The 26293-nt window shown below is 38.5% G+C and carries 24 protein-coding genes and 1 riboswitch; of the genes, 18 read left to right on the top strand and 6 right to left on the bottom strand.

What is annotated here, in order from left to right:
- Positions 1-330 precede the first annotated feature (330 nt).
- The 3 genes from IV87_RS09320 to IV87_RS09310 all read left to right on the top strand — a co-directional run bounded on the left by IV87_RS09320 (position 331) and on the right by IV87_RS09310 (position 3282).
- On the top strand, positions 331-1611 hold the full coding sequence (locus tag IV87_RS09320) for a UDP-N-acetylglucosamine 1-carboxyvinyltransferase (protein WP_057807634.1): 1281 nt from the start codon (positions 331-333) through the stop codon (positions 1609-1611).
- A 9-nt stretch (positions 1612-1620) separates the two neighbouring features.
- Positions 1621-2913 carry a transcription termination factor Rho gene (rho, locus tag IV87_RS09315; protein WP_057807630.1) on the top strand — a complete coding sequence of 431 codons (1293 nt, stop codon included), beginning with the start codon at positions 1621-1623 and terminating at the stop codon, positions 2911-2913.
- Between the two features lie 111 nt (positions 2914-3024).
- A complete protein-coding gene (locus IV87_RS09310) occupies positions 3025-3282 on the top strand; it encodes a type B 50S ribosomal protein L31 (RefSeq protein WP_057807628.1) in 258 nt (85 codons plus the stop codon).
- Between the two features lie 166 nt (positions 3283-3448).
- Here the strand turns inward: IV87_RS09310 and IV87_RS09305 are convergent, their stop codons facing one another.
- Positions 3449-4678 carry a multidrug efflux MFS transporter gene (locus IV87_RS09305; RefSeq protein WP_371862113.1) on the bottom strand — a complete coding sequence of 410 codons (1230 nt, stop codon included), beginning with the start codon at positions 4676-4678 and terminating at the stop codon, positions 3449-3451.
- An 87-nt stretch (positions 4679-4765) separates the two neighbouring features.
- Here IV87_RS09305 and IV87_RS09300 point away from each other — a divergent pair, with 87 nt between their 5' ends.
- Complete coding sequence (locus tag IV87_RS09300; RefSeq protein WP_057807624.1) at positions 4766-5467, top strand: class A sortase; 702 nt, start codon at positions 4766-4768, stop codon at positions 5465-5467.
- Between the two features lie 917 nt (positions 5468-6384).
- Here the strand turns inward: IV87_RS09300 and IV87_RS09290 are convergent.
- Positions 6385-6852, bottom strand: a complete 468-nt coding sequence (locus IV87_RS09290; RefSeq protein ID WP_057807619.1) for a low molecular weight protein-tyrosine-phosphatase — start codon at positions 6850-6852, stop codon at positions 6385-6387.
- A gap of 103 nt (positions 6853-6955) precedes the next feature.
- Here IV87_RS09290 and IV87_RS09285 point away from each other — a divergent pair, with 103 nt between their 5' ends.
- The 10 genes from IV87_RS09285 (at position 6956) to IV87_RS09240 (ending at position 15515) form a co-directional block, all read left to right on the top strand.
- Entirely contained in the window at positions 6956-7549 is a 594-nt protein-coding gene (locus IV87_RS09285; RefSeq protein WP_057807617.1) for a LemA family protein, read from the top strand.
- A gap of 31 nt (positions 7550-7580) precedes the next feature.
- The gene (gene htpX / locus IV87_RS09280; RefSeq protein ID WP_057807615.1) at positions 7581-8477 is read left to right on the top strand and encodes a zinc metalloprotease HtpX; all 897 of its coding nucleotides are present in this window, start codon (positions 7581-7583) and stop codon (positions 8475-8477) included.
- A gap of 116 nt (positions 8478-8593) precedes the next feature.
- Complete coding sequence (locus tag IV87_RS09275; protein WP_236698992.1) at positions 8594-9331, top strand: hypothetical protein; 738 nt, start codon at positions 8594-8596, stop codon at positions 9329-9331.
- A 119-nt stretch (positions 9332-9450) separates the two neighbouring features.
- Positions 9451-10827: a UDP-N-acetylmuramoyl-tripeptide--D-alanyl-D-alanine ligase gene (locus IV87_RS09270; RefSeq protein ID WP_057807611.1), complete on the top strand. Its 1377-nt coding sequence runs from the start codon at positions 9451-9453 to the stop codon at positions 10825-10827.
- Positions 10828-10999: 172 nt separating this feature from the next.
- Positions 11000-12565, top strand: a complete 1566-nt coding sequence (gene cshA, locus IV87_RS09265) for a degradosome RNA helicase CshA (protein ID WP_057807609.1) — start codon at positions 11000-11002, stop codon at positions 12563-12565.
- 258 nt (positions 12566-12823) lie between these two features.
- Positions 12824-13183 carry a holo-ACP synthase gene (acpS, locus tag IV87_RS09260; protein ID WP_057807607.1) on the top strand — a complete coding sequence of 120 codons (360 nt, stop codon included), beginning with the start codon at positions 12824-12826 and terminating at the stop codon, positions 13181-13183.
- Positions 13184-13190: 7 nt separating this feature from the next.
- Complete coding sequence (alr, locus tag IV87_RS09255) at positions 13191-14309, top strand: alanine racemase (RefSeq protein ID WP_057807605.1); 1119 nt, start codon at positions 13191-13193, stop codon at positions 14307-14309.
- A gap of 83 nt (positions 14310-14392) precedes the next feature.
- Positions 14393-14656: a hypothetical protein gene (locus IV87_RS09250; protein WP_057807603.1), complete on the top strand. Its 264-nt coding sequence runs from the start codon at positions 14393-14395 to the stop codon at positions 14654-14656.
- A gap of 22 nt (positions 14657-14678) precedes the next feature.
- The gene (locus IV87_RS09245) at positions 14679-15050 is read left to right on the top strand and encodes a type II toxin-antitoxin system PemK/MazF family toxin (RefSeq protein WP_057807601.1); all 372 of its coding nucleotides are present in this window, start codon (positions 14679-14681) and stop codon (positions 15048-15050) included.
- Positions 15051-15149: 99 nt separating this feature from the next.
- Positions 15150-15515: a DUF488 domain-containing protein gene (locus tag IV87_RS09240; protein WP_057807598.1), complete on the top strand. Its 366-nt coding sequence runs from the start codon at positions 15150-15152 to the stop codon at positions 15513-15515.
- Here the strand turns inward: IV87_RS09240 and IV87_RS09235 are convergent.
- A complete protein-coding gene (locus IV87_RS09235; RefSeq protein ID WP_057807596.1) occupies positions 15500-15988 on the bottom strand; it encodes a GNAT family N-acetyltransferase in 489 nt (162 codons plus the stop codon). The genes IV87_RS09240 and IV87_RS09235 overlap by 16 nt on opposite strands.
- A gap of 42 nt (positions 15989-16030) precedes the next feature.
- A riboswitch (PreQ1 riboswitch) is annotated at positions 16031-16075 on the top strand.
- 7 nt (positions 16076-16082) lie between these two features.
- Between IV87_RS09235 and IV87_RS09230 the strand changes: the two genes are divergently transcribed.
- The gene (locus IV87_RS09230; protein ID WP_057807594.1) at positions 16083-16589 is read left to right on the top strand and encodes a QueT transporter family protein; all 507 of its coding nucleotides are present in this window, start codon (positions 16083-16085) and stop codon (positions 16587-16589) included.
- A gap of 181 nt (positions 16590-16770) precedes the next feature.
- On the opposite strand, the gene cbpA is transcribed toward IV87_RS09230, so the two are convergent.
- The 3 genes from cbpA to IV87_RS09215 form a co-directional block, all read right to left on the bottom strand.
- On the bottom strand, positions 16771-17418 hold the full coding sequence (cbpA, locus tag IV87_RS09225) for a cyclic di-AMP binding protein CbpA (protein ID WP_057807593.1): 648 nt from the start codon (positions 17416-17418) through the stop codon (positions 16771-16773).
- A gap of 119 nt (positions 17419-17537) precedes the next feature.
- A complete protein-coding gene (locus tag IV87_RS09220; RefSeq protein ID WP_057807591.1) occupies positions 17538-18920 on the bottom strand; it encodes a L,D-transpeptidase family protein in 1383 nt (460 codons plus the stop codon).
- 399 nt (positions 18921-19319) lie between these two features.
- On the bottom strand, positions 19320-20282 hold the full coding sequence (locus IV87_RS09215; protein WP_057807589.1) for an L-lactate dehydrogenase: 963 nt from the start codon (positions 20280-20282) through the stop codon (positions 19320-19322).
- Between the two features lie 269 nt (positions 20283-20551).
- Here IV87_RS09215 and pth point away from each other — a divergent pair, with 269 nt between their 5' ends.
- The 3 genes from pth to IV87_RS09200 are packed head-to-tail and all read left to right on the top strand — an operon-like array spanning position 20552 to position 26247.
- A complete protein-coding gene (gene pth / locus IV87_RS09210; protein WP_057807587.1) occupies positions 20552-21109 on the top strand; it encodes an aminoacyl-tRNA hydrolase in 558 nt (185 codons plus the stop codon).
- 22 nt (positions 21110-21131) lie between these two features.
- A complete protein-coding gene (gene mfd / locus IV87_RS09205) occupies positions 21132-24638 on the top strand; it encodes a transcription-repair coupling factor (protein WP_057807585.1) in 3507 nt (1168 codons plus the stop codon).
- A gap of 19 nt (positions 24639-24657) precedes the next feature.
- Positions 24658-26247 carry a putative polysaccharide biosynthesis protein gene (locus IV87_RS09200; protein WP_057807583.1) on the top strand — a complete coding sequence of 530 codons (1590 nt, stop codon included), beginning with the start codon at positions 24658-24660 and terminating at the stop codon, positions 26245-26247.
- Positions 26248-26293: the final 46 nt, after the last annotated feature.

Raw genomic sequence — 26293 nt, 5'->3', positions numbered from 1 at the left:
CTCCGTACGATGTCGATTCTTGTGGCAAAAAATAGCCGCAAGAACTCGCACTACGTTCCAGCCCAAATTTGCTGGAAGACGGCAGTTAAATCTAACTTTGTTAACATGAATGCTTTTGTACCAGATAACAAGATGTGTTTTTGTACTTTCAATCTTTAGTATTTAATTTATGGAAAAATTAGACCAAATTAAATATTTTGACACAAAAACCCCTAGTCGGGTTTAGACTGCAGATTTTTTTAAATTTATGGTTGTTTTTTTGATATAGGTTATTTATGATTAGAATTGACTGTACAATTATTAGCATGTTGATAAGTGAGGAAAGTACACATGAAAAAAATGGTAATCCGTGGCGGACAACAACTTTCCGGTGAAGTGACCATTGGTGGTGCTAAAAACAGCACAGTAGCTTTAATTCCAGCTGCTATATTGGCCGATACCCCTGTCCGCCTGGACTCTGTTCCTGACATCCTAGACGTTCATAATTTGATGATCATTCTTGAATCAATGAATGTTCATTCAACGTTTAAAGATGGTGTCATGGAAATTGATCCAACTAATATAATTGAAAGTGCCTTACCAAGTAGGGCAATTAAAAGTTTGCGTGCTTCCTACTATTTTATGGGGGCATTGCTAGGTAAATTCAAACGTGCAACAGTTAGTTTCCCTGGTGGAGATAATATTGGACCTCGTCCAATTGATCAACATATCAAAGGTTTTAAGGCTTTAGGAGCAACTGTTAACGAACAAAATGATTCTGTCTATATTACAACCGATAATCGTGAACTACACGGTGCCCATATTTTCTTAGATGTCGTTTCCGTTGGTGCAACTATTAACGTGATTCTGGCGGCTGTAAAAGCTAATGGACAAACAATTATTGAAAATGCAGCTCGTGAACCCGAAATTATCGATTTGGTTACCTTTTTAAACAGTATGGGAGCCAAAATCCGCGGCGCAGGTACCGACGTTATTCGGATTGATGGTGTGGATAGTTTGAGAGCTAGTGCTACGCATACAATTATTCCAGATCGAATTGAAGCTGGAACTTATTTGTCATTGGCGGCATCGGTCGGAAATGGCATTCAAATTAACAACATTATCCCAGAACACTTGGAGTCTTTTAACTCGAAGCTTATTGAACTAGGCGTTGATTTGGATGTTGGTGAAGACAGTATTTATGTTCCTGAAGCTAATAATCTGCACGCAATTGAGATCAAAACTAATCCTTTTCCTGGATTTGCAACGGATCTTCAACAACCAATCACACCAGCCTTGATGAAGGCGCAGGGAAGCAGTGTTATTGTGGATACCATTTATCCCAAACGAGTTAAACACATCTCACAGTTGCAAAAAATGGGTGCTAATGTACGCGTTGAAAATGACATAATTATTGTTGCACACACAGAACAGTTACATGGTGCCAACGTTGAAGCCGGCGAAATTAGAGCAGGAGCGGCGTTGATGATTGCTGGATTGATGGCCTCTGGAACAACTGTAATTTTCAAAGCAGATAATATTCTTCGTGGTTATGATCGCATTGTTCATAAACTTCAACAATTGGGTGCTGACATTGAAATTGTGAGTGATGAAGAAGAAAAAGTTAAATAGAGGTAAAGTATGAGTGACTTTTTAACAATGGCGGAACTGCAAAATATGACGCTTAAACAGATCTATAGTTTTGCACGAAAGTTTAAAATTCCGTATTACGGGCAGATGAATAAGGCTGAATTATCTTTGGCAATCATTCGTGCTCAGGCTAAGGAACAAGATTTTGTGGAAATGGAAGGCGTTTTAGATATCGTTTCTCAAGAGGGCTTTGGGTTTCTCCGTCCAATTAATTACGGACCTTCTCAAGAAGATATCTATATTTCTGCTTCACAAATTACACGTTTTGGATTGAGAAATGGCGATCTGGTGACTGGAAAAGCAAGACATCCAAAACCTTCTGAACGTTATTATGGATTGATGCATGTCGACCAAGTCAACGGTAAAAATCCAGAAGAAGCAAAACAGCGTCCGCATTTCCCCGCGTTAACACCGATCTATCCTAAACAACAAATTAAATTAGAAACAACTTCCAAAAATTTAGCAACACGCTTAGTTGATATTTTCACACCAATTGGTTTTGGGCAACGAGGATTAATTGTGGCCCCACCTAAGGCCGGAAAAACAACCTTATTAAAAGAAATTGCCAATGGCATTACCACCAATTATCCAAAAGTGAAACTGATTGTTTTATTGATTGATGAGCGTCCAGAAGAAGTGACAGACTTGGAACGTTCCATCAAAGGTGAGGTAGTGTCATCTACGTTTGACAAAGAACCTAAAAATCATATTCGGGTTTCTGAATTGGTTTTGGAACGTGCTTTGCGTTTGGTAGAGGACAAAGAAGATGTTGTGATCTTATTAGATTCAATCACACGGCTAACTCGAGCTTATAACTTAGTGATCCCACCAAGTGGCCGAACATTATCCGGTGGTATTGATCCGGCAGCATTTTACAAGCCAAAGAAGTTTTTTGGTGCGGCACGAAATATTGAAGAGGGTGGCAGTCTAACGATTTTGGGCACTACTCTCGTAGATACTGGAAGTCGAATGGATGATGTTATTTATGAGGAATTCAAGGGAACCGGGAATTCTGAATTAACACTATCACGTGAACTGGCAGAACGGCGCGTGTTCCCCGCACTGGATATTAAACAATCCGGGACGCGAAAAGAAGAATTGTTACTACCACAAAAAATGCTTGATGAAGTTTGGCGCATTCGTCGTGCAATGGTTGGCGATTCACTGGAGACAACTGAACAGTTATTGCAATTTTTACGTAATACTAAAAATGATCAAGAGTTTTTAAGCGAAATTGAAAATGTAAAGTTTAAATCAACGATTCGAAAGCGGAAACTACGTTAAAAGTGAGTTGCGTCTAACAGATATTCATGATATTATAGTGGTCGTTGATTATTTTAAGAACAAAATAACTATGTCTCAGTAAATGACTCATGGCAAAGGAGCGTAATTATAATGAAAAAAGGAATTCATCCAGATTATCACGAAGTCGTATTTCAGGATTCAACAACTGGTTATAAGTTTATTTCCGGTTCAACAAAGACTTCTAATGAAACAATCAAGATGGACGATGGCAAGGAATATCCATTAGTTCGTGTTGAAATTTCATCTGATTCACACCCATTCTACACAGGTCGTCAGAAATTCAACCAAGTCGATGGAACTGTCGATCGTTTCAACAAAAAATACGGATTTACAGACAGCGACAAGTAATTCTGCGTTTAAAAGGGCACAAGCTAACGTTTTTAGTTGGTTTGCGCTTTTTGTTTATACAGATAACAGTGATTGTTAAAATGGTTTAGAAGCATAATTCTAAAAAAATAGGCATAATCCATTGTGAGATTTCACAATGTGATTATGCCTATTTTTGCATTAGATTTTACTCTCGATTTTTATCAAGGTGAGTATTAACTTGAACTAAGATAAAGTTTAAGGCGACCAGAACGGACGTTGAAATGAAAACAGAACCGTAATCAAATGTTCCAGAAACTGCAGAGCCAATTAAGGGACCTGACATGTTACCAAGTGCTTGGAAGGACTGGTTCCAACTAAAAACACGTCCTGTGACTTCTGCGGGAGATCGTTTGGACAAGATAGCTTGAACTGCGGGTAACATGGCACCGTCAGAAATACCGACCATGAATCGGAAGAAAGTTAATAACCATACGGAATTAACAAAGGCCATTGGCACATACATACAAATTGCAAATATAAAACCAATGGAAAGAATTTTTTCTGTACCGATATGATCCCCAAGTTCACCTAATCGAGGCGCAGAGAATAAGGTCGCAATACCTGGCACAGCAGCAACAATGCCCGCTACCAGTGTGACTGGTCCGATACCCCTCATTAGTTGACGCACATAAAGACTTAGGATTGGTGTAATAGAGTTGTTTGAGGCCTGAATGATCATGGTTGTGACAAACATGCCAAATACAATTTTGGGATTATCCAATTTGCCAATGACTTCTTTGGTAGATAAAGGCTTTGCGCGTTCAACGGGATGAAAGTGTTCATGAACAAAAAAGTAGCTTAAGAAAAAGACGAGTAACAATACTGCACCGGTAATGAAGAAAGTAATTCGGTAAGAGAAAAATTCGGCAAGAATTCCACCGAGTAACGGGCCAATCAAATTACCACTGACGTAACCAGTAGATAGTGTTCCCAAAGCAAGACCACTTTTTTCTTTGGGTGTTTCAGTAGCTAACAAAGCGTTGGCATTACTTATGTAACCAGAAAAAACTCCTTGAATCATACGTAGTGCAATAAGTTGCCAAATGGATTGAACTAATCCCATTGCACCGATGACGAATGCCATCCCAAGTGATGCGCGGAGAATCATCAGTTTTCGACCTTTTGAATCAGCAAGCTTTCCCCAGATGGGAGAAACTAAAGCGGTAACTAAATAGGTTGCAGAATATGTGATCCCACTGTAGAATGTAAGTTGTTGCTTGGAAAATTGGCCTAGAGTGTCTACATATAACGATAAAAAGGGCATGACTTCACTAAAAGCCATCCCGGCCATAAAAGTTCCGAACCATAAAACAACAAGGTTTTGTTCCCAGGGGGCTCTTTTTTTGAAAATTAATCTTTTAATTTTAGAAGACAAAGCCATCCTCCTTTCTAAAACAAACAATTGGTGTAACAAAAACCATATTTATTAGAATACCACTATTTCGGTTACTGGGAGAAGAACATGCAAAAAAAACGATCAAGAATTAGAAAATGGCTTACTTCGATTTTTATTGTCCTTTTATTAGTTGTCAGTTTGGCGTTAATCTTTAATGAGCAAATTAAAAATTGGTTGGTAGATTCCTATAAGCCACAGATTACGCAGCAGACGATTAATAAAAATAAAAATAAGAAAACAAGTTACAATTTTAAAAATGTAAAGTCGCTTGATTTTCAAACGGTGGCAAAGGCTCGGGCTAATTCGGCTAAGTTAAATGTGATTGGTGAGATTAGTATTCCTAAGGTTAATTTGAATTTGCCGATTGCTCAGGGAATTACGAATGAGAACTTGGCTTTGGCGGCGGCTACGTTGAAGGCTGATATGAAGATGGGCCAAGGAAATTATGCGTTGGCTGGGCATCATATGGTACGAAAGGATATTTTGTTTAGTCCATTGTATTGGAAGATGCGACCGGGAATGAAGATTTATGTGACAGATTTGAAGAGGATCTATACGTATAAGGCAACGGAGCGTAAGTTTATAGCGGCGACGCGGGTAGATGTGATTGATGATGTGCCGAATAAGAAAATAATTACGTTGATAACGTGTGATGCGACGGGTGCGAAGAGATTGATGATTCGAGGAAAGTACGAGGGATCGGTGGCGTATAAGAAGGCACCAAAGTCGATTCAAGAGAGTTTTTCGAAGAATTTTAATAATAAATAAAAAAGAGTGCTAAGGAGAGCGTATAGCTTCTGAGCATAGCCTAGAAGCCCCAATGATTCGGTTTAGGAATCGTTGGGGTTTCGTAGCTAAGCGGAGGAAGCTGCTCTCCTTAGCACGTTTCGGCTATAAAGATAAAAAAGACATAGGAAAGGGAATGATTCGGTTTGGGAATCGTTCCCTTTTCGTAGCTACTATTCCACATTTAAGGAAGATTATTAGCAAAGAACGCTAATGATCAAAGATGTTCCATACGATGTCCATTCTTGTGGTGGCAACTCACACCGCAAGAACTGGCACTATTTCACGCTAAGGAAGATTATTAGCAAAGAACGCTAATGATCAAAGATGTTCCATACGATGTCCATTCTTGTGGCGGCAGCTCACACCGCAAGAACTGGCACTATTTCACGCTAAGGAAGATTATTAGCAAAGAACGCTAATAATCAATGATGTTCCATACGATGTCCATTCTTGTGGCGGTAGCTCACACCGCAAGAACTGGAACTATTCCACATCAAGGAAGATTATTAGCAAAGAACGCTAATAATCAAAGATGTTCCATACGATGTCCATTCTTGTGGCGGCAGCTCACACCGCAAGAACTGGCACTATTTCACGCTAAGGAAGATTATTAGCAAAGAACGCTAATAATCAATGATGTTCCATACGTTGTCCATACTTGTGGCGGTAGCTCACACCGCAAAAACTGGCACTATTCCACATCAAGGAAGATTATTAGCAAAGAACGCTAATAATCAATGATGCTCCATACGATGTCCATTCTTGTGGCGGTAGGTAGCTCACACCGCAAGAACTGTCAGGCGGAGGAAGCTGCTCTCCTTAGCACGTTTCGGCTATAAAGATAAAACGTCATACACACAACAAAAAAAGATCGACACTCCAATGGTGTTGATCTTTTATTCGTTATGCGCAGTTAAAAATGTTACCCATTCGTCAATACCAGCAGCGATTTGTTGGTAAGCTGCCTCAAATTTATGCGTATACCATGGATCTGGCACATCTGCATTTGAATGGATTGGTGAGACGGACATGAACAGATAAATTTTAGCAGTTGAGTCTTTAGGCCGTAATTCTTCTAAATCCTGAACGTTTTTATGATCCATGCCGATGATAACATCAAATTTATAGAAATCATCTGTCGTGACCGGCCGTGAAATTAAATTAGCCGTGGAAACATTGTGATTTTGCAAAGTTAAGCGTGTTTGCGGGTGAGGGGGATTACCCTCTTCCCAATCGCTGGTACCAGCCGAATCCACTTGAAATTGATCTTTTTGGCCTGTTTCAGTTATTCTTTGTCGAAAAAGTGCCTCTGCCATCGGGGAGCGACAAATATTTCCAAGACACACAAATAAAATTTTTTTCATAAAATCACCTAATCTTAAAAATTATTGAATTCATTGCCTAACGCTTTATAAAGAGGCTTACGTCTGGTATCATCAAGGTATTAAAACGTAGAGGAGAATTAATATGACAATAGGAATAATAATTGCGATAATCGTCGTCGTTTTAATCGGATTGTTCATTATATTATATAACAATTTGGTTAAAGCAAGAACCTATACACAAGAATCATGGAGTCAAATCAACGTGCAATTAAAACGGCGTAATGATCTGATCCCGAACTTAGTTTCTACAGTTCAAGGGTATGCTTCGTATGAAAAAAGCACACTGTCTAAAGTAGTTGAACTGCGAAATCAATTGGTATCTGTCACTGATAATCCACAGGCCAATTCAGTAGATCGTGCACAAACAATGGCTTTGTCAGATCAATTAAGCTCACAATTAAAAAGTGTGTTTGCACTCTCCGAAAGTTATCCTGATTTAAAAGCAAGTGCGGAATTCACAAAGCTTATGGAAGAACTAACTAATACTGAAAATAAAATTGCGTATTCACGACAATTATATAATTCTAGTGTGGCAAGTTATAACATGAAATTACAAACATTTCCAAGTAATTTGGTTGCTTCAATGACTAGTTTTAAAGCAGCAACTTATCTTCAAGTACCTGAAGAAGAAACTAAAACACCTGATGTTTCGTTTAAAAAATACGAAGATCTATAAACTCATTTAGGTAGGAAAGGAGGGGTGCTCAGTGCTATTTCAGCAAATTGCGCGTAATAAACGCCGAACTGTGTATGTCATGATAGGATTTAGTTTTTTAGTCCTTCTTATTGGTGGTGCGCTAGGCTATTTTTTCTATGATAGTGCAATTTCCGGGCTGATCTTGTCTGCTGTAGTTGCTGCCATATATATGGGAATGATGATTTCACAATCGACCTCAGTTGTCATGCGAATGAATCATGCTCACGAAGTCACGGAAGCTGAACAACCCGAGCTTTGGCACATTGTTGAAGATATGGCGCTAGTTGGTAAAGTTCCAATGCCAAAAGTATATATTATTGACGATCCAAGTCCTAATGCTTTCGCGACTGGTAATGATCCTAAACACGCCGCAGTGGCTGTTACCAGCGGAATCATGGAACGGTTAAATCGTGAGGAAATGGAAGGTGTTTTAGGCCATGAAATATCTCACGTCCGTAACTACGATATTCGTTTACAAACTGTAGCCCTGGCCCTTTCTGCCGCTATTTCTATGCTGGTTAATATTGGAATGCGTTCCTTTTGGTGGGGTGGTGGTCGTCGTCGGAGTAATAATAATTCCGAAGGGGGCAGTATGCAGATTATTCTGCTAGTGTTATCCCTTGTCCTCATTATTTTAGGACCACTGGCTGCTTCAATTGCTCAGATGGCCTTGTCTCGCAATCGTGAATATTTAGCTGATGCTTCAAGCGTAGAATTAACGCGGAACCCTCAAGGGCTGATCACGGCATTGGAGAAGATTTCTGATAGCAAACCCATGAAGGAAGCCGATCCTACTAGTTCGGCACTGTACATTTCAGATCCTTTACGGAAAAAGAAAGGTTTTTCACATTTATTTGATACGCATCCACCAATTGAAGATCGAATTGCAAGACTTCAAAAGATGTAAGTCATTTAGTGAAAACTAGCGTACAATAATAAGTTGAACAGATAATTTATTGAAAGTGAGCTATTAAGATTATGCGGGATGATTTCGTATATATCCACTTGGAGCCCATTGCGAACTTGATATACTCAAGAGGACTAAGTGTCGAAGACTTTCTACGTGGCATTCCAAGAATACCAACGCATATTTTGGTGCTAAATACGCCAATTAATGATAATTTAAGTATTGATCCCCATACCCAACTAAACACGGTAAGTGGGACTTTTAATATCCGTAAATATCTAACAAATCCAAAAGCCACGCAGCTCAGTTGGCTAGATTATTCTCATGGTGAGGGATTAGACGAACTATTACCTGAAGAAATTGCAGAATTATTGTATTTGGGTCATATGCACACGCACTATACGACACCTTTTTCATATAAATTGCAAAATGATTTTGTTTTTCTTTCGTTAGGTAGTAAACATCTAAAAGTTTATTATCGACAATTAAAGAATTTCTATCCTGTTTTAAATGGATCTTTAATTCGTCATACGAGACAAGCCTTTAATGAACGACGAATGTTTCGACGGTATGACGGGTTTTCAGACATTCCACAAACTATGTTGCGTCAATTAACCCCAATCTTAAGTAGTGGCATTATTTTTGCGTTTGACCAGGCGTTTGAACAAGAAAAGCAATATCGAATTCCAATTTTAGTTGCGCATGATAATGGACAGTCGCCGATTTATCGAAGTCGGACGTCGTTATATAATCGTGCTAATCAAGTGGCAGTTTTGCGGTACAATATGGCGAGCAGTCACTGGCACTTAGTGATTACAGATTCACGGGCATTTGAAGATGACCAATTTTATTAAACTAAAGAATTGTGGGAGCTGACTTGTTCAGTTCTTTTCTTTTTATTGTCAAAGTGAATGAAATTCAGGTTGTGGTATAATTTAAGGGTTCAAAATTCGAGATTAGGAGAATGGATAAAATGAAAATGCAGTTGACAGAAATTGCCAATGCGATTGGAATTGATGATGTACCTGAAAGTTGGCAGGAGATTACGATTACAAGCGTTGAGTTCGATAGCCGCAAGGTACAACCAAATTCATTATTTATTCCACTAAAAGGCCAAAGAGATGGTCATGAATTCGTTGAAAATGCGATGCAAAATGGTGCGGTAGCTACTTTATGGGCTAAGGATCACGAAAATGTGCCAAGTGGGTATCCCGTCTTGGTTGTGGATGATCCACTGATAACTTTGCAAAAATTAGCGGTTTATTATCTAGGAAAAATCAATCCTAAAGTAGTGGCAATTACCGGTAGTAATGGTAAAACAACTACCAAGGATATGACAGCGGCTTTATTAGAAACAGAATATAATGTGGTTAAAACGCAGGCTAATTTTAATAATGGCATTGGTGTACCCATTACTTTACTAAACATGAATGCTAATACGGAAGTGGTAGTTGTTGAAATGGGGATGGATCGCCCTGGACAACTTGATTTTCTTAGTCATATGGCACAACCTGACACCGTTGTTATCACGATGATTGGTGAGGCTCACATTGGCTTCTTTGGAACACGTGATAAAATTGCAGATGCCAAATTAGAGATTACACATGGTTTAAAAGAAGATGGACTGTTTATTTACAATGGGGATGAACCACTTCTACGAGAACGCAGTAAAAAAGTTGACCAGCGTCAGTATACGTTTGGAAACAGTGCGGCTGATGACTTGTTTGCTAGCAATGTTCAGGGAGCTCGCGACCACACAAGTTTTGAAATTAACCTAGTTCCTGGTCAAACCTATACAATTCCAATGATTGGGAAATATAATGTCATGAATGCTTTGGCCGCAATTGCGGTGGCAAAGGCCTATCACATTGCCCCTGATAAAGCAGGAGCAGCATTGAAAGACTTTCAACTTACGCATAATCGAACAGAATGGGTGCGTGGTAAGGTTGGAGAATTAATTTTAAGTGATGTTTATAATTCTAATCCAACTGCTGCAAAGGAAGTTTTGACTTCATTTAGCAAAACCGAAAGTAAAGGTAAACGTTTTGTGGTTTTAGGAGATATGTTAGAGCTAGGCGAACAATCTGACGTTATGCATGCAGGATTGGCAGATTATTTAGATCCCAAACTGATTGAGGATGTTTATTTAGTTGGGACTCATATGCAGGCGCTGGCAAAAACGTTAAAGGCTAAGTATGAAGAAACTCAAATTCATTGGTACAGCGTTGACCAAGAAGACCAGTTAATTGCTGATTTGAATACCAAATTAACGGCAGAAGATGAAATCCTAATTAAAGGTAGTCATGGAATTCATCTTGAAAAAGTTTTAGCAGGTTTACAAAACGCATAGTACAAATCTATTAAGCAAACCGATAGAATTGATCTGGTTTGCTTATTTATATGCGCGGGTGTATGATGTTAAGGTTATGTTTATAGCTGTGACTTCTCAGAATTGCTGAATAAAAGGACGGATTTTCTTTTGGATTCTGACAGAAGCACGATTTCACTAGGAGGAAAATTATTTGAAGTTTACAGATTTCGATTTATCGGATGAGTTGCAAAAAACCATTCAAGAAAGTGGTTATGAGACCCCAACCCCGATTCAGGAACAAACAATTCCCCACGTTTTAGCTGGCAAAGATATTATTGGCCAAGCACAAACAGGAACGGGAAAAACGGCAGCCTTTGGTTTGCCAATATTGGAGCATGTTGATGTTAATAATTCCAACGTGCAAGCATTAGTTGTCTCACCAACACGTGAACTTGCCATTCAAACGCAAGAAGAATTATATCGTTTAGGTAGAGCCAAACATGTTAAAGTACAAGTTGTTTATGGTGGTGCAGATATTCGTCGCCAAATTAAAAACTTGAAGAATCATCCCCAAATTATTGTGGGAACCCCTGGACGTTTATTAGATCATATTCGTCGTCATACAATTAAATTAGAAAATGTTCAAACTTTAGTATTGGATGAAGCTGATGATATGTTAGACATGGGATTCTTGCCTGACATTGAGTCCATCATTTCTGAAACACCTGATAGTCGTCAGACTTTGTTATTCTCAGCCACTATGCCTCCAGCAATGAAGAAAATTGGCGTTAAGTTTATGACAAATCCTGAACAAATTACGGTTAAGTCAAAAGAATTAACAGCTGATTTGGTTGACCAATACTATATTAAATCAAAAGAATTTGAAAAGTTTGATATGTTAACTCGTGTTTTGGATGTCCAAAACCCAGCTTTAGCTTTGGTCTTTGGACGAACAAAACGTCGTGTGGATGAAGTATCCCGTGGCCTAGAAGCTCGTGGCTATAATGCCGCTGGTATTCATGGGGACTTGACACAACAACGTCGTTCAAGCATTTTACAAAAATTCCGTAATGGTCAAATCGATATTTTGGTTGCAACGGATGTGGCTGCTCGAGGCTTAGACATTTCGGGTGTAACCCACGTGTATAACTACGATATTCCTCAGGATCCAGACAGCTACGTTCATCGTATTGGCCGTACTGGCCGGGCTGGAGCACATGGTGTTTCTGTTACATTTGTAACTCCTTGGGAAATGGATTATCTTCGTGAAGTTGAAAAATTAACGAAGAAACGCATGTTACCACTCAAGCCACCAACAGATGAGGAAGCCTTCCAGGGTCGCGTGACGCTTGCTGAAAAAGAAATCGAAGAATTAGTTTCTAAAACTCACGAGGATCAATTTAGCGACCAAACCAAAGAATTATTGGAAAAATACACACCAGAACAATTGGTTGCAGCTTTGTTAAGCAGTAAAACAAAGGCTGATTCCAGCCAAGTTAAGGTACGTATTACACCAGAACGTCCTTTACCAAAACATAAGGGCGGTAAGGGTGGAAATTATCATGGTAATGGTCACCGTGGTGGCGGTTATCGTGGTAATAACAAACGTCGTAGTAACAGTAGCAGCAGCTATCGTGGTAATCGCGACCGTGATAATAATCATGGTAAATCAGATCGTAACCGTGGTAACTACAAGAAGAACAGTGGCAGCAGTAACAATAGCGGCAATCGTCACTCTTCATCAAATCGTAAATTCACCATTAGAGAACATAATTAAAGCTAACCGTTGTTCTTTGATTAACAACTCCTTGGCTTTCTGTAATTCAGAAAGTGGGGAGTTTTTTTGTTTTCTATACATGAATATCATTCATTTTATTTTGAGAAAGATGAGTTTTACTTATTGTGAGCTGCGTTTTACACTGGAATTACGGGTTAAGAACTTGATGAAAAATTTTGCGTATATTTCGAGACCTTTTGCGTATCTGTAAATAGAGATCTGTTAAAATGAGAGTAACTTACATTTGGAGATGAGTTTATGATTTATGGTACCGGGATTGATTTAACTGATATTGATCGAGTCTTCAAGGTTCAATCGCATCTTCCAAAATTTGCGGAACGTATTTTAACCGATAAAGAACAGATAATGTATAAAAAATATTCTGGAAAAAGAGCAGCGGAGTTTTTGGCGGGCCGTTTTTCAGCAAAAGAGTCATACAGTAAGGCTTTTGGTACTGGATTAGGTGCTGAAGTTGGTTTTCAAGATATTGAGATTTTGGATGAATCATCTGGAAAGCCAGTTGTGACCAAACAACCATTTAACGGAATTGCGCATGTTTCGATATCACATACGGAGAGTTATGTAATGACCCAGGTGATTTTAGAAGAAAGAGGATAGTTATCTTATGAATGCAGGAACCCATCGTCCAACGGTATTAAAAGTGGATGCGCAGGCAATACGACAAAATATTAAACAAGAATTAGGACGATTGAAAGCCGGCAGTGAATTATTTGCGGTTATTAAAGCTAATGGTTATGGTCATGGGCTAACTCATGTGGCGAAATATGCGGCTGAAGCAGGGGCTACTGGTTTTTGTGTGGCTATTTTGGATGAAGCACTGGAGTTGCGCGAAGCAGGGTTTACACAACCGATTTTGGTATTAGGGATTGTCGATCCACAATATGCACAAATTTTGGCTGATCAAAAAATTTCTGTTGCAGTTGGCAGTCGAGAATGGCTTGAAACGGCCAATAAAAAGTTACATTCAGGTGCCAAAGTTAACGTACATTTAGCGTTGGATACAGGAATGGGACGAATTGGGTTTCAAGAGCCAGCAGAGTTAAAGACAGCAGAATCCTACCTGAATGAGCATTCAAATCATTTTTTGTTTGAAGGAATTTTTACGCATTTTGCTACAGCCGATGAGGTAGATGACCATTATTTTGAAACGCAGGTGGCTCGATTTAAACAATTTATGGCTGTTTTAACCAAACGACCGAAATATGTGCATGTGGCAAATTCGGCTACTAGTTTGTGGCATGACGCCTGTACAGGAAATATGATTCGTTTTGGAGCAGCTACATACGGTATAAACCCATCTGGACGAGTTATCAAAGCACCCTATGCATTGCAGCCAGCCATGACTCTGAGTTCAGCCCTTGTTTTTGTGAAAAAAATTAAAAAAGGACGTTCCGTAAGTTATGGCGCAACTTATACGGCACCTGAAGATGAATGGGTTGGTACCGTACCGATTGGTTATGCAGACGGCTATCCTCGCTGTTTACAAGGCTTTCATGTGCTGGTAGATGGTCAGTTTTGTGAAATTGTGGGCAGAATCTGCATGGATCAATTGATGATTCGGTTGCCAAAAGCATACGCGCCTGGAACTGAGGTTGTGTTAGTTGGGAAAAGTGGACAACGACAAATCTCATTGGTTGATGTAGCGGAACAGGCTGGAACAATTAATTACGAAATTGCTTGTAGTTTTTCAGAAAGAATACCCCGCGTGTACGTCAATGATTAAAAATCTTAATAAATTTGTTACCATTTAGCACGGAAACGTGATATAGTAATGGTAATTCATGAATAACGACGGGAGTTTTGATCATGGAAAACAATCAGCAGAACCAAGTTATAACTAATGATGGAAAAGCGACTGTAAGTCATTTGCAGGCGTATTGTGATTTGTTTGGTGTTAATCAAGAAACAGTTTCTGATGATGTAGTGGAAACTTATTTTGCTGATCATCAATTTGACCGTGTGCAGGCTTTGATTCAGGGATATGAAACAATGGCTAGTTTAAATGAACAAATTGTAAATGAATTTCAAGCTTGTGATGATGAGTGCTACAATGAGTTTTTACGAAACTAAGTAATTAGGGGTGACAATCGCAATGAGTGATGCCAACATTAAGCGTGGCGACATTTTTTATGCGGACCTGTCTCCTGTAGTTGGATCAGAGCAGGGTGGAATGCGCCCTGTCTTAATCATCCAAAACAATATTGGTAATCACTATAGTCCTACTGTGATTGTGGCAGCTATTACTGCTAAGATTCAAAAACCAAAAATGCCAACTCATGTTGGGATTACAGCTGCAGAGACTGGAGTTGAACGAAATTCAGTTATTTTATTGGAACAAATTCGGACGATTGATAAGCAACGGCTTAAAGATCGCGTTGGCGAATTGGCATCCGGCAAAATGCGTGAAGTCGATAATGCATTGAGAGTAAGTATTGGCTTAACTGAAAACGTTCAACGTACATAAAGATGTTTGATCTATTACACATAGGAAAACTAAAAAGGCTAGCACCAAGGCGACGTTGGTTACTAGTCTTTTTAATTTTATTTTTTGGAGGACAATGCGATGCAAATTAAATTAGAACGAATTTATACTAAACCAATTGACGAAACGGGTTATCGTGTTTTGGTAGATCGTCTTTGGCCACGAGGTATTTCAAAAGTTAACGCTAAGTTAGCTTGGTGGGCAAAAGAAATAGGTCCCAGTACGGAATTACGAAAATGGTTCGGGCATGACCCGGAGAAGTTTACGGAGTTTGCTGAAAAATATCGGTTAGAATTGAACCAAGCTGATTTCACAACCGAATTTCTTGAAAAAATTCAAACAGAACTACGCACTCAAGATGTTATTTTTCTTTATGGAGCAAAAGACGAAACCCATAATCAGGCTGTTATTTTGAAACAATATGTAGAAGCCTATTTGAAGAAGTAGACCATTTGATAATCGGCGACAAAAATACCGTTTAAAAAGAATTCATCTTTTAAAATGCCTTCGATTTCAAAGCCGTGTTTTTTATAAAATTGAATGGCATCGGGGTTAGTTCCGAGAACCCGTAAATGAATTTTATGAACACCAGATTTTTTTGCAAATTGTTTGAAGTGTTCAAGTAATTGACCGCCGATTCCAAGGGATTGAAATTTAGGAGAAACGCCAATTCCAAAAGTCCAAGTATATTTTGAAGCAGGTTTTGAAGTGGCTGGGTGATAATCAATTGAACCAACCGCTAAATCATCAACAACGGCAACAATTGTATCTTGATTTGAATGATCCTCAAGATAAGCTTGGGCGTTTGGATATGAAATGCTGGCAGGCGTATTGTTAGGATTCCAAATTTCATTTTCCATTTTGTATAGAGATTCGGCATCAGAATCACAAAGAGGTCGAATCATCAGTGAGTTTTTCATAAGAGCCTCCTGAATTATAGATGGTTTTATGATATCATAAAAAGGTTCGTGGTTCGCAATTATCCCACACAAAAAAACTAAGGAGGTATTTCTTATGACCAATCATCAGACGAAATCCTGGATTTTAAATGCAATGGTGGCCGCATTGTACATCGTTTTATCATTGCTAGTGAGTGTTTTAAATTTAGCTTCGGGAGCTATTCAGTTTCGAGTTTCTGAAGGACTGAATCATTTAGTTGTCTTTAACAAAAAGTATATTTGGGGAATTACAGCAGGTGTATTGTTGTTCAATGCATTCGGTCCTGGCAATTCAATTCCAAATGTAATTTTTGGTACTGGGCAAACTTTACTGGCTTTGTTAGTGGTAGCTTATATCAGTCCACATTTACCAAAAATGTGGCAGAAAATGGCCCTAAACACGCTTTTGTTTACTGTTTCAATGTGTCTGGTGGCATTAGAGCTGAAGTTAACTTTAAATTTACCATTCTGGTGGACATACTTTACAACGGCGGTTTCAGAACTCATTATTATGACAGTGACGGCGCCTATTATGTATTACTTAGATAAATTTGTTCATTTTAATCAACGTATTGAAGATTAATAGACGTGAGATCTACTTTATTGGTAGATGAAACTTTAACTAATTTGATTGTTGCTGATACTTTGGAATTAGGTAACCGCATGTTCTAACTTCAGATTACCGATATAAACTTTTGAATTACTTCACATATACAAAAATGCCAGCCGGGTTTGATTACCAGGCTGGCATTTTTTGGTCTTATTTAAATACGATCGTAAGACTGTAAATCTTCAATTTCAGGAACACGGAATTCTTTACGTTCCAAATTATCCACGATGCGGTCTAACTTTTTCTTGCCCACTTCAGATGGGAGCGTGAAAAGAGTTCGGTGAACAAGTTCGCCACCTTGAGCATCTAATGACATGACACTGGCAATTGACGTGTATTTTGTAATAATCTTAGCCATAGAAGCTAAGTCACCACGTTCACCGCTTGAAACAACGGTTAAAACGTAACTTCCGACGTTAACATTCCAAGATTGTGACAGCATGTCTAAAAGACGGGCATGGGTCAAAATTCCGTAGAAATGATTATTGTCATCTAAAACCGTAATGTAAGGTAAATCTTTAATGGAAAAGAATACGTTGAAAAAGGCCGCGTTAACTGAAATAAATTTGGTTGCATTCTTCAATAAGGTTGTAACAGGAAGGCTCATATCGCCACCCCGAGACTTATGACGATAGATATGCATTTTATAAATATTTCCGCGGAACAACTGACCCGTTTCGTCTAATATAGGTACACAACGGAAACCTGAATCCTCAAGAGTCTTGAGTGCTTCTTCCAAAGTTGCGTCTTCACGTATGGTGGTTAGACGTTCTTTTGGTTTAACAAGTGATTTTAAGAGCATATAGCATCCCTCCAACTGAATAAGTAGTCTTCACAAACTTAATAATAGCATGTTTTCAAAAAGAGTGCGATAAAATAATGAGACTTCTCACTATTTTATCACACTCTTTTAATAAATATTTAAAAGACAATGACAGGTGTTCCTAACGCTACGAGTTTATAAACCTTTGGCATTACAGAAGGTGGGGTATTGATACAACCGTTAGAACCATGGGTTTTATACCAAGTACCACCAAACGTGGGTTGCCATGAAGCATCATGAATACCAATCCCAGTGTCATCAATAGGCATCCAGTAACTTACCTTGGTGGCATATTTTGTGCCATCAAGATCGGAGCCGCGTAACGTTGCGTTACGTTTCTTTGCCCAAACAGACCAAACTCCAGTGGTTGTTGTTTGCTTTGGTGGAAGGCCAGTAACGACATTTGTCTTCAATTTAAGTTTACCGTTAACGTAAATAAACATTTTTTGATTTTTCTTATCAACTTCAACGTACGTATTACCAATTACTTGTTTGTTCGTGTTATAACCGGTTCCTTGAATGATCGGTTGACGAGTGAAATCTTTACCCTTTAAAATTTCAGTACTTAATGCCGCAGTTTCATCATCAACTTTGAGGCTCCATCCGTAAAAACCACCACTTACAGAAACAGTTCCTCGCAATGTACTTTTGAAAGTTTTCGTTTTTCCATATGTTTTATATTTAGTATTGACTTTAGAAACGTAAGCACGGACTAATGTTGAATTTAAACCAAGTTTGCCGTTTTGATAGGTAAGCCATTTAGCAATTTCACTCTTAGGAATCGTGAACTTATAGCCACCGACATTATACGTAGCTTTTTCATTAATAATCGTTTCGGCTTTTTTAGCAATCTGAGCATCTGAGCCAGTGACAGTTGAAGCGTAAACCGATTTGGTTATAGCAAGTGTGGTTGCTCCTGACGCAAGGGCCTTTTTTAATTTAGCGGTCAGTTTGTTGGCATCAATTTGATTACCTTGTGTGCCTTTAGAGAGTTTAACCTGACCATTATTAATTTGAAGTTTTCCACTGGTCCCCGCAGTTCGATTCTTGTTTAGTTTAATAACTTCTTGATTGACCAGTTTTTTTAATTGTTTTTGGCTTTGGGTTGTTGTTAAGGCAGTTGTAGTAGCAGCTGATGCCACATTTATAAGATGAAGGGGCCAAGACCAAACTGATTGTTTTTGCAAAGTTGTTTTTAAAGCTGTTGTGGATTGCAATTTTAGACCAATCTGTTTGGTACTAAAGCTAGTTAGGGTTTTACCATTTTGGGTGATTGAAAATTTACGGTTAGCCAACTGTTTAGTAATTGCGGTTGACGCTTGACTTACCGATTTGTTGCCAACATTTACACCAGCAACTTTAGTATTGGGTAAAAAATGATTGTTGGTAGCAAAGTAAAAAGTGCCAATTCCATAAATAATAAGGAGTATAGCAGCTAAAATGCCAACAATACGCCAATTGCTTCTTGATTTGTGTCTCATGTGTTCCTCCTAAAATGAAGTCAATTCATTAATTGATATAATTCAAGATACTGCAAAAAGGTAGAAACTGCAATATAAGAGTTAAACGATATTAGTTTTTAAATCAATAATTAAAGGTTGAAAGAATGAAATTATGCCTAGTCAACTGTGATGAAGTTATTAGTAGGAACAAAATTAGCTTAATCGTCCGTCCTCCAATGCGAGTTGAGCCGAAATACAGTGCGAGTTCTAAGCCTGGTGAATCAGACGACAGTTTAGACTGTTTTTGCTGAGCTCAATCATTTAATAGATGCGGACCGCCTTTCGTACTTTGAATTTTTAGACAAACAAAAAATCGGTAATCCGCGTAAATTAAGTTCGCGAATTATCGATTTTTTAATAACAGTCAAAAAATTGACTTTATTTTTCCAAGTTAGCTAAACCATCGTTTAAAACTTTCTTCAAAGTTTTTGCAGAAGCAGCCATCTTTTGTTTTTCATCAGCATTTAATGGAGATTCAATAACACGAGCTAAACCTGAACCATTAATAACAGCTGGTGTACCAATGTAAATGTCTTTTAAGCCATCATATTGGCCGTCCATGTAGGCACCAACAGGAAGAACTGCATTTTCATCACGTAAGATAGCTTTTGAAATTCGTGTCAAAGCAGTTGCAACACCATAGAAGGTTGCACCCTTTTTGTTGATGATTTCGTAAGCTTTGTTACGAACGTCGTCTTCAATCTTAGCAAGATCATCAGTTGAAACGCCTTCTTCTTTAGCAATTTCAAGTAATGGTTTTGTGCCGATAGTAGCTGCTGAGTAACCAGCAAATTCTGAATCGCCATGTTCGCCCAAGATGTAAGCATCAACAGAAGCAGGTGAAACATTGAATTTCTTACCAAGAGCTACACGTAAACGAGCAGTATCCAAAGAAATTCCTGAACCAATAACTTTTTCCTTAGGGAATCCTGAGAATTTCCATGTAGCGTAAGTTAAGATATCAACAGGGTTAGCAGCAACCAAGAAAATACCATTGAAGCCTGAGTCAACAACTGGTTTAACAATTGTTGATAAAATCTTCAAGTTCTTGTTTACAAGGTCTAAACGAGTTTCACCAGGTTTTTGAGGAGCACCAGCTGTGATGACAACTAAGTCAGCATCCTTGCAATCTGAGTATTCACCAGAATAGATCTTCTTTGGTGAAGTAAATGGGGTTGCATCTTCAAGATCAAGTGCATCACCTTGTGTACGTTCCTTGATGACATCGACAACAACGAATTCTTCAGCAATTCCTTGTTGAGCCATTGCAAAAGCAAAACTAGAACCTACGGCGCCATCGCCAACTAAAACAACTTTTTGATGATTTGGTGTATTAGACAAAATATAACATCCTTTCAATTTGTAATTTCAGATACAAGTATAACACGTTCACCATTGGTTTCGCATTCACTAATTAAAGTTTTCACAAATTTAAGTTTAGTAGTAAAAAATAAATAAAAGTAACCTAAGCTTGTGAAACTGCAAGGAACAAGCGAGTATGCTACAATTAACTAATCAAATAAACGGAGCGCTGAACGGATTTTTTCTGTTCGGCCATTTTGTATTATTTTAGACAAATATACAAGCAAATTAAGGGAGTTAAATTAATCATGAAAATGATCGTTGGTTTAGGAAATATTGGTACGCAGTATGACGAAACAAGGCATAATACTGGTTTTATGGTGGTAGATCGGTTAGCCAGTTTGTATCACACAACTTTTTCAAAACACCAAATGGAAGCCAGTTTAGCGACGACTCAAATTAATGGTGAGAAAATCCTACTAGTAAAACCTTCTACTTATATGAATGAATCCGGTCGCGCAGTACGACCATTAATGGATTACTATAAAATTGATATTAAGGATTTAATTGTTGTTTATGACGACATGGATCTACCAGTTGGCAAAATTCGTTTTCGTCAAAAAGGGGCTGCTGGTGGTCATAATGGTATTAAAAGTTTGATCGCCCATTTGAAGACGCAAGATTTTGACCGCCTCAAAGTGGGTACTGATCATCCTCAAAAGACAACAGTTGTGAACTATGTCTTAAGTAAATTCACGGCAACACAGCGACCATTATTTGATGAAAGTGTAGATCGCGGTATAAATGGTTTAGAGGACTGGGTTAAGGGTATGTCAATTGCAGATTTAATGAATAAATATAATTAAAAAAGCAGAAAGGAGATCCATAATGGATATTCAGGATTTCTTTGCTAAAAGTAATGGAATGCAACAAGTTTTGCAGCAAGTAGTTCCACAAAAACGACAGTTAGTTACTGGACTAGTCGGTTCTGCAAGAACACTTTTTTTAAGTGAACTGCTTAAACAAAAACAGGTCCCTATTTTAACCGTGTCCGACAATCTCTATCATGCACAACAACTCACCGATGATCTTCAAAACATATTGGATGATTCACAGATTCACCTTTTTCCGGCAGAAGAAACCCTTGCAGCTTCTGCGGCGACAAGCTCACCAATTTATCGGGCCCAACGAACGGAGTTTATTCAAGCTCTTTTAACCAATAAGCCCGGTGTTTATGTCACATCAGTTTCCGGGATCCGCCGTTTTTTACCGCCCAAAAAAGTTATGCAACAGGCGGTTCTTGATGTAAGTGTTGGAGCAGATTTTGAACTTACACAACTTGAGGATCAATTAGTTGATATGGGGTATGTCCGCGAAGAAATGGTGGCTCGACCTGGCGACTTTGCTGTTCGTGGGTCAATCGTGGATGTGTATCCTTTAGGAACCGAGTATCCGATTCGAATTGACTTTTTTGATACTGAGGTTGATTCGTTACGCTATTTTGATGCGGAAACACAACGCAGTGTTGAAAACATTGAGAGTTGTTTAATCTTACCCGCCACCGATTTTATCGTAACGAAGGTAATGCTACAAAAAGGGATTCAAAATTTCCAAAAAGCGGTTACTACTGAAAAACGCCGTCTTAAAAATGATAATGATCTGCAAATATTGACGCAGCAATCAACGGAAATTCTTGATCGTTGGCAACAACGTGATGTACGACCAAATGATATTGTTTTTACTGATTATTTATATGATGAAAAAAACAACTTATTGGATTACATGGCCGCTGACGGTGTTTTGGTCATGGATGATTATTCCCGGATATTAGAAGCTGAGAATGATTTACAAGATGATGAAGCTGAATGGGTAGCCGATAAATTAAAAACCCATGAAGTTATTTCAACACAAAAATTTGGTTTTGAGATTCGCCAATTAATTAAAACAAACCAGCAAGCACAAATATTATTGTCCTTATTTCAAAAAGGACTAGGACGTTTAAGACTTGATCAATTAACGGATCTTAAGACGCGAGCAATGCAAGAATTTTTTGGACAAATGCCGGTTTTAAAGACGGAAATGGATCGCTGGCAAAAACAGGGACAAACAGTTGTTGTTTTAATTCAAAAGAAAGATCGTCTGGATAAAGTTAGTGAGACACTGAGAGATTTTGAAATTGATGCTGTGATTGCGCGCGGTAAATCGATTCAGGCACAAGCCGTGACGGTCATGCAAGGACAACTTACCAGTGGGTTTGAGTATCCCGAGGCAAATCTTGTGGTTGTGACAGAACATGAGTTATTTGCCAAAGTTCCTAAGAAACGTCCTAAACGCCAAAAAATGGAAAATACGCAACGACTAAAGAGTTACACCGAATTAAAACCGGGTGACTATGTTGTGCATGTTAATCACGGAATTGGCCGTTATACAGGGATGACAACTTTATTAGTTGATGGTGTTCATCAGGATTACATTACAATTCAATATTCTGGCAGTGGCAAGTTATTTATTCCAGTGACGCAGTTAAATCTCGTTCAGAAGTATGTGGCGTCTGAAGGGAAAAAACCACACCTAAATAAATTAGGTGGTAGTGATTGGGCTAAAACGAAACGCAAAGTTGCCGCTAAAATTGAAGATATTGCAGATGAATTAGTGGAACTTTATGCAAAACGAGAAGCAGAAACAGGGTTTGCATTTTTACCAGACGATGATTATCAACGCCAATTTGAAGATGATTTTCCTTATACAGAGACGCCAGATCAACTGCGAAGTGTCACTGAAATTAAACGAGATATGGAACGAGCTAAACCAATGGATCGTTTGTTGGTGGGAGATGTTGGTTATGGAAAGACGGAAGTTGCTTTACGAGCTGCATTTAAAGCCATTGAATCAGGAAAACAGGTTGCGTTTTTAGTGCCAACCACCATTTTAGCTCAACAACATTACGAAACCATGATTAACCGTTTTAGTGGTTATCCGGTTTCGGCAGGGGTGCTTTCACGTTTTCGAACCAAGAGCCAAATTAAAGAAACTTTGACCGGATTAAAGAATGGGACAGTTGATATTGTGGTTGGAACACATCGGCTACTTTCAAAGGATGTTAAATTTCAAGATTTAGGTTTATTGATTATTGATGAAGAACAACGTTTCGGCGTTAAACATAAAGAAAAAATCAAACATTTAAAGTCCCAGGTTGATGTACTTACACTGACAGCAACGCCAATTCCACGAACGTTAAATATGTCAATGATTGGTGTCCGTGATCTGTCTGTGATTGAGACGCCACCCACCAATCGTTATCCAATTCAAACTTACGTCATGGAAGAAAATGCGGGAGCAATTCGTGATGGCATTCATCGTGAATTGGAGCGCGGCGGTCAGGTTTTTTATTTGCATAATCGAGTAGAAGATATCGAAGAAACTGTGAGTCACATTGAAGAATTAGTACCAGAAGCTAGTGTGACGTATATTCACGGTCAAATGTCGGAAAAGCAAATGGAAGATGTATTATATGATTTTGTGCAAGGAAATTACGACGTTTTGGTGACCACAACGATTATCGAAACAGGAGTTGATATTCCTAATGTAAATACGCTGTTTGTGGAAAATGCTGATCATATGGGATTATCGCAGTTGTATCAACTTCGTGGACGAATTGGACGCAGTAGTCGTGTGGCATATGCTTATTTTACGTATAAACCAAACAAAGTTTTGACTGAAATTAGCGAAAAGCGTTTAGAGGCTATTAAAGATTTTACGGAATTAGGATCTGGTTTTAAGATTGCCATGCGTGATTTATCAATTCGAGGAGCTGGGAATCTATTAGGTAAGCAACAGCACGGCTTTATTGATTCAGTTGGTTATGATTTGTACACGCAAATGCTATCTGATGCTGTAGCCCAAAAGCAAGGGAAAGCTGCCAAGGTGACTACTGATGCAGAAGTAGAACTGGGAATTGAAGCGTACTTACCAAGTGATTATATTGAGGATCAACGCCAGAAAATCGAACTGTATAAACGAATTCGACAAATTGAAAATCAAGATCAATTTGTTGAAATTCAAGAGGATTTAATTGATCGGTTTGGTGATTATCCAATTGAAGTGACTAATTTATTGGCAATTGGACAAGTAAAAATGTTAGCTGATGAGGCATTGATTGAAAAGATTCAGCGTCAAGAAGATAATATTTTTGTGACTCTGTCGCCACGTGCCACTCAAAAATTAAAGCAAGCTGATATTTTTGAAGCGTTGGCAGCTACTCAGTTACGGGCAATGGTAAATGTTGACAATAAAAAAATGCAGATCAAGCTTGTTATTCAACCCGCAATGAAGGAAAAAGATTGGTTAAAACAATTACAGCAGTTTGTGGAAGCTTTAATTAAAAAAGTGGCGTAAACCTTAGGAGGGAACTCCCGTGCAAAATAAAAAAATGAAAAATGTGATGCAAGGAGCTTTTATCCTAACGATTGCCTCATTGGTCGCCAAAGTTCTGAGTGCTGTGTATCGAATTCCCCTTCAAAATTTGGTGGGTAATACCGGTTTTTATGTGTATCAGCAAATTTATCCCATTTACGGAATTGGAATTACATTTGCACTCAGTGGTTTTCCAGTGTTTATTTCTAAACTTATCGCGGAGCAAAATTCAGATGAGCGTAAAGTTGAAGTGGCTCGCCAATCGTTTGTAATTTTAAGTGTCATATCATTTCTGATTGTTGTGGCGTTACTTCTTGGTGCTCCGGAGATTGCCCGAGGAATGGGGGATGAACAGCTAACACCAATTATCAGATGTGTATCACTGATGTTTATATTTATGCCGTTTTTAGCGGTTGGTAGAGGCTATTACCAAGGAATTTTTCAAATGTTGCCAACAGCCCGTTCACAAATAATGGAACAAGTCGTTCGTGTGGCGGTTATCATTGGCGTAGCTTATACGGCTGCTCACCAAAATTGGAATGTGTATAAAATGGGTACCTGGGCCATGTCTGGAGCGGTAATTGCGGCCGTTGTAAGTACACTATATTTTCTACAACTTTTTCGAACGAAGATTTTTAGATCAATGCCCAAACAAACTGGTGCTTTAGCTGTACCGTCAAACTACGGTCACCTCGTCAAACGTTTTTTAGTTGAAGGTGGCACCATTTGTTTATTTGCCGCAATTATTATTTTGCTTCAACTTATTGATTCGTTTTCCGTAAAAAATGGCTTGGTCGGTCAAGGACTATCTAATGAAGCAGCAAAATCTTTAAAGGGTGTTTATGATCGTGCTCAACCACTTGTTCAATTGGGATTAGTAATTGCAACCTCTTTTTCAACCACGTTGCTGCCATCTTTAACGAAGGCAGTTCAAAAACAAAATCAGTATGATTTTAAACGGACAGCACAATCAATGTTTCATATTGGACTGGCAATTTCGACGGCGGCTACAGTAGGGATGATTGCCTTACTCCCTCAAATAAATCGAGTGTTGTTTGGCAATATGGAAGGCACAACTGCCATAAGAATTTATGTGATCGCCGTGATTTTTGCAGCACTAATTGCCACTTATAACAGTGTTCTCCAAAGTTTAAGTATTTTTCAACCGGCTATTTTTGCGTTTATAATGGGATTGATCGTTAAATTGGGCTTTAATCAGTTAGCTGTTGTAAAATATGGAATTAACGGGGCTAGTTTTGTAACTGTGTTAAGCTTGGCTGTTATGTTGATTTGTATCCGACTACGAATATCTTCTTCTCTAAAAGAAAATATTCGGCTTGATTGGCGGTTCTTAAGTAAACTAGCGGTTGCCAGTCTGACAATGGCAGTGGTTGTGTATATGACACGGTTAGGACTGCTGGCGATTTTGCCAAATCTTAATCGAGTTGAACTGGGCTTGGTAATTATTCTAATTGTTTTGATTGGAATGCTAGTATTTGCTGGGGTGGCCATTGAACTGCGTTTGTTTACTATTCGGGAATGGCTGACTATTCCGTATGGAAAAAAATTGTTAAAGAAATTAGTTAAATAACTAAAGGTTGAAAGCATCAAAATCACTTCAATAACTGCTGTTAAAC

The organism is Pediococcus ethanolidurans (genome assembly GCF_001437405.1).
Lineage (GTDB): Bacteria > Bacillota > Bacilli > Lactobacillales > Lactobacillaceae > Pediococcus > Pediococcus ethanolidurans.
This window is presented reverse-complemented; position numbering and strand designations above follow the sequence as displayed.

Coding starts and splice junctions, on each gene's coding strand:
- IV87_RS09320 (WP_057807634.1), top strand. CDS start 331: ATGAAAAAAATGGTAATCCGTGGCGGACAACAACTTTCCGGTGAAGTG.
- rho (WP_057807630.1), top strand. CDS start 1,621: ATGAGTGACTTTTTAACAATGGCGGAACTGCAAAATATGACGCTTAAA.
- IV87_RS09310 (WP_057807628.1), top strand. CDS start 3,025: ATGAAAAAAGGAATTCATCCAGATTATCACGAAGTCGTATTTCAGGAT.
- IV87_RS09300 (WP_057807624.1), top strand. CDS start 4,766: ATGCAAAAAAAACGATCAAGAATTAGAAAATGGCTTACTTCGATTTTT.
- IV87_RS09290 (WP_057807619.1), bottom strand. CDS start 6,852: ATGAAAAAAATTTTATTTGTGTGTCTTGGAAATATTTGTCGCTCCCCG.
- IV87_RS09285 (WP_057807617.1), top strand. CDS start 6,956: ATGACAATAGGAATAATAATTGCGATAATCGTCGTCGTTTTAATCGGA.
- IV87_RS09270 (WP_057807611.1), top strand. CDS start 9,451: ATGAAAATGCAGTTGACAGAAATTGCCAATGCGATTGGAATTGATGAT.
- acpS (WP_057807607.1), top strand. CDS start 12,824: ATGATTTATGGTACCGGGATTGATTTAACTGATATTGATCGAGTCTTC.
- alr (WP_057807605.1), top strand. CDS start 13,191: ATGAATGCAGGAACCCATCGTCCAACGGTATTAAAAGTGGATGCGCAG.
- IV87_RS09250 (WP_057807603.1), top strand. CDS start 14,393: ATGGAAAACAATCAGCAGAACCAAGTTATAACTAATGATGGAAAAGCG.
- IV87_RS09245 (WP_057807601.1), top strand. CDS start 14,679: ATGAGTGATGCCAACATTAAGCGTGGCGACATTTTTTATGCGGACCTG.
- IV87_RS09240 (WP_057807598.1), top strand. CDS start 15,150: ATGCAAATTAAATTAGAACGAATTTATACTAAACCAATTGACGAAACG.
- IV87_RS09235 (WP_057807596.1), bottom strand. CDS start 15,988: ATGAAAAACTCACTGATGATTCGACCTCTTTGTGATTCTGATGCCGAA.
- IV87_RS09230 (WP_057807594.1), top strand. CDS start 16,083: ATGACCAATCATCAGACGAAATCCTGGATTTTAAATGCAATGGTGGCC.
- cbpA (WP_057807593.1), bottom strand. CDS start 17,418: ATGCTCTTAAAATCACTTGTTAAACCAAAAGAACGTCTAACCACCATA.
- IV87_RS09220 (WP_057807591.1), bottom strand. CDS start 18,920: ATGAGACACAAATCAAGAAGCAATTGGCGTATTGTTGGCATTTTAGCT.
- pth (WP_057807587.1), top strand. CDS start 20,552: ATGAAAATGATCGTTGGTTTAGGAAATATTGGTACGCAGTATGACGAA.
- mfd (WP_057807585.1), top strand. CDS start 21,132: ATGGATATTCAGGATTTCTTTGCTAAAAGTAATGGAATGCAACAAGTT.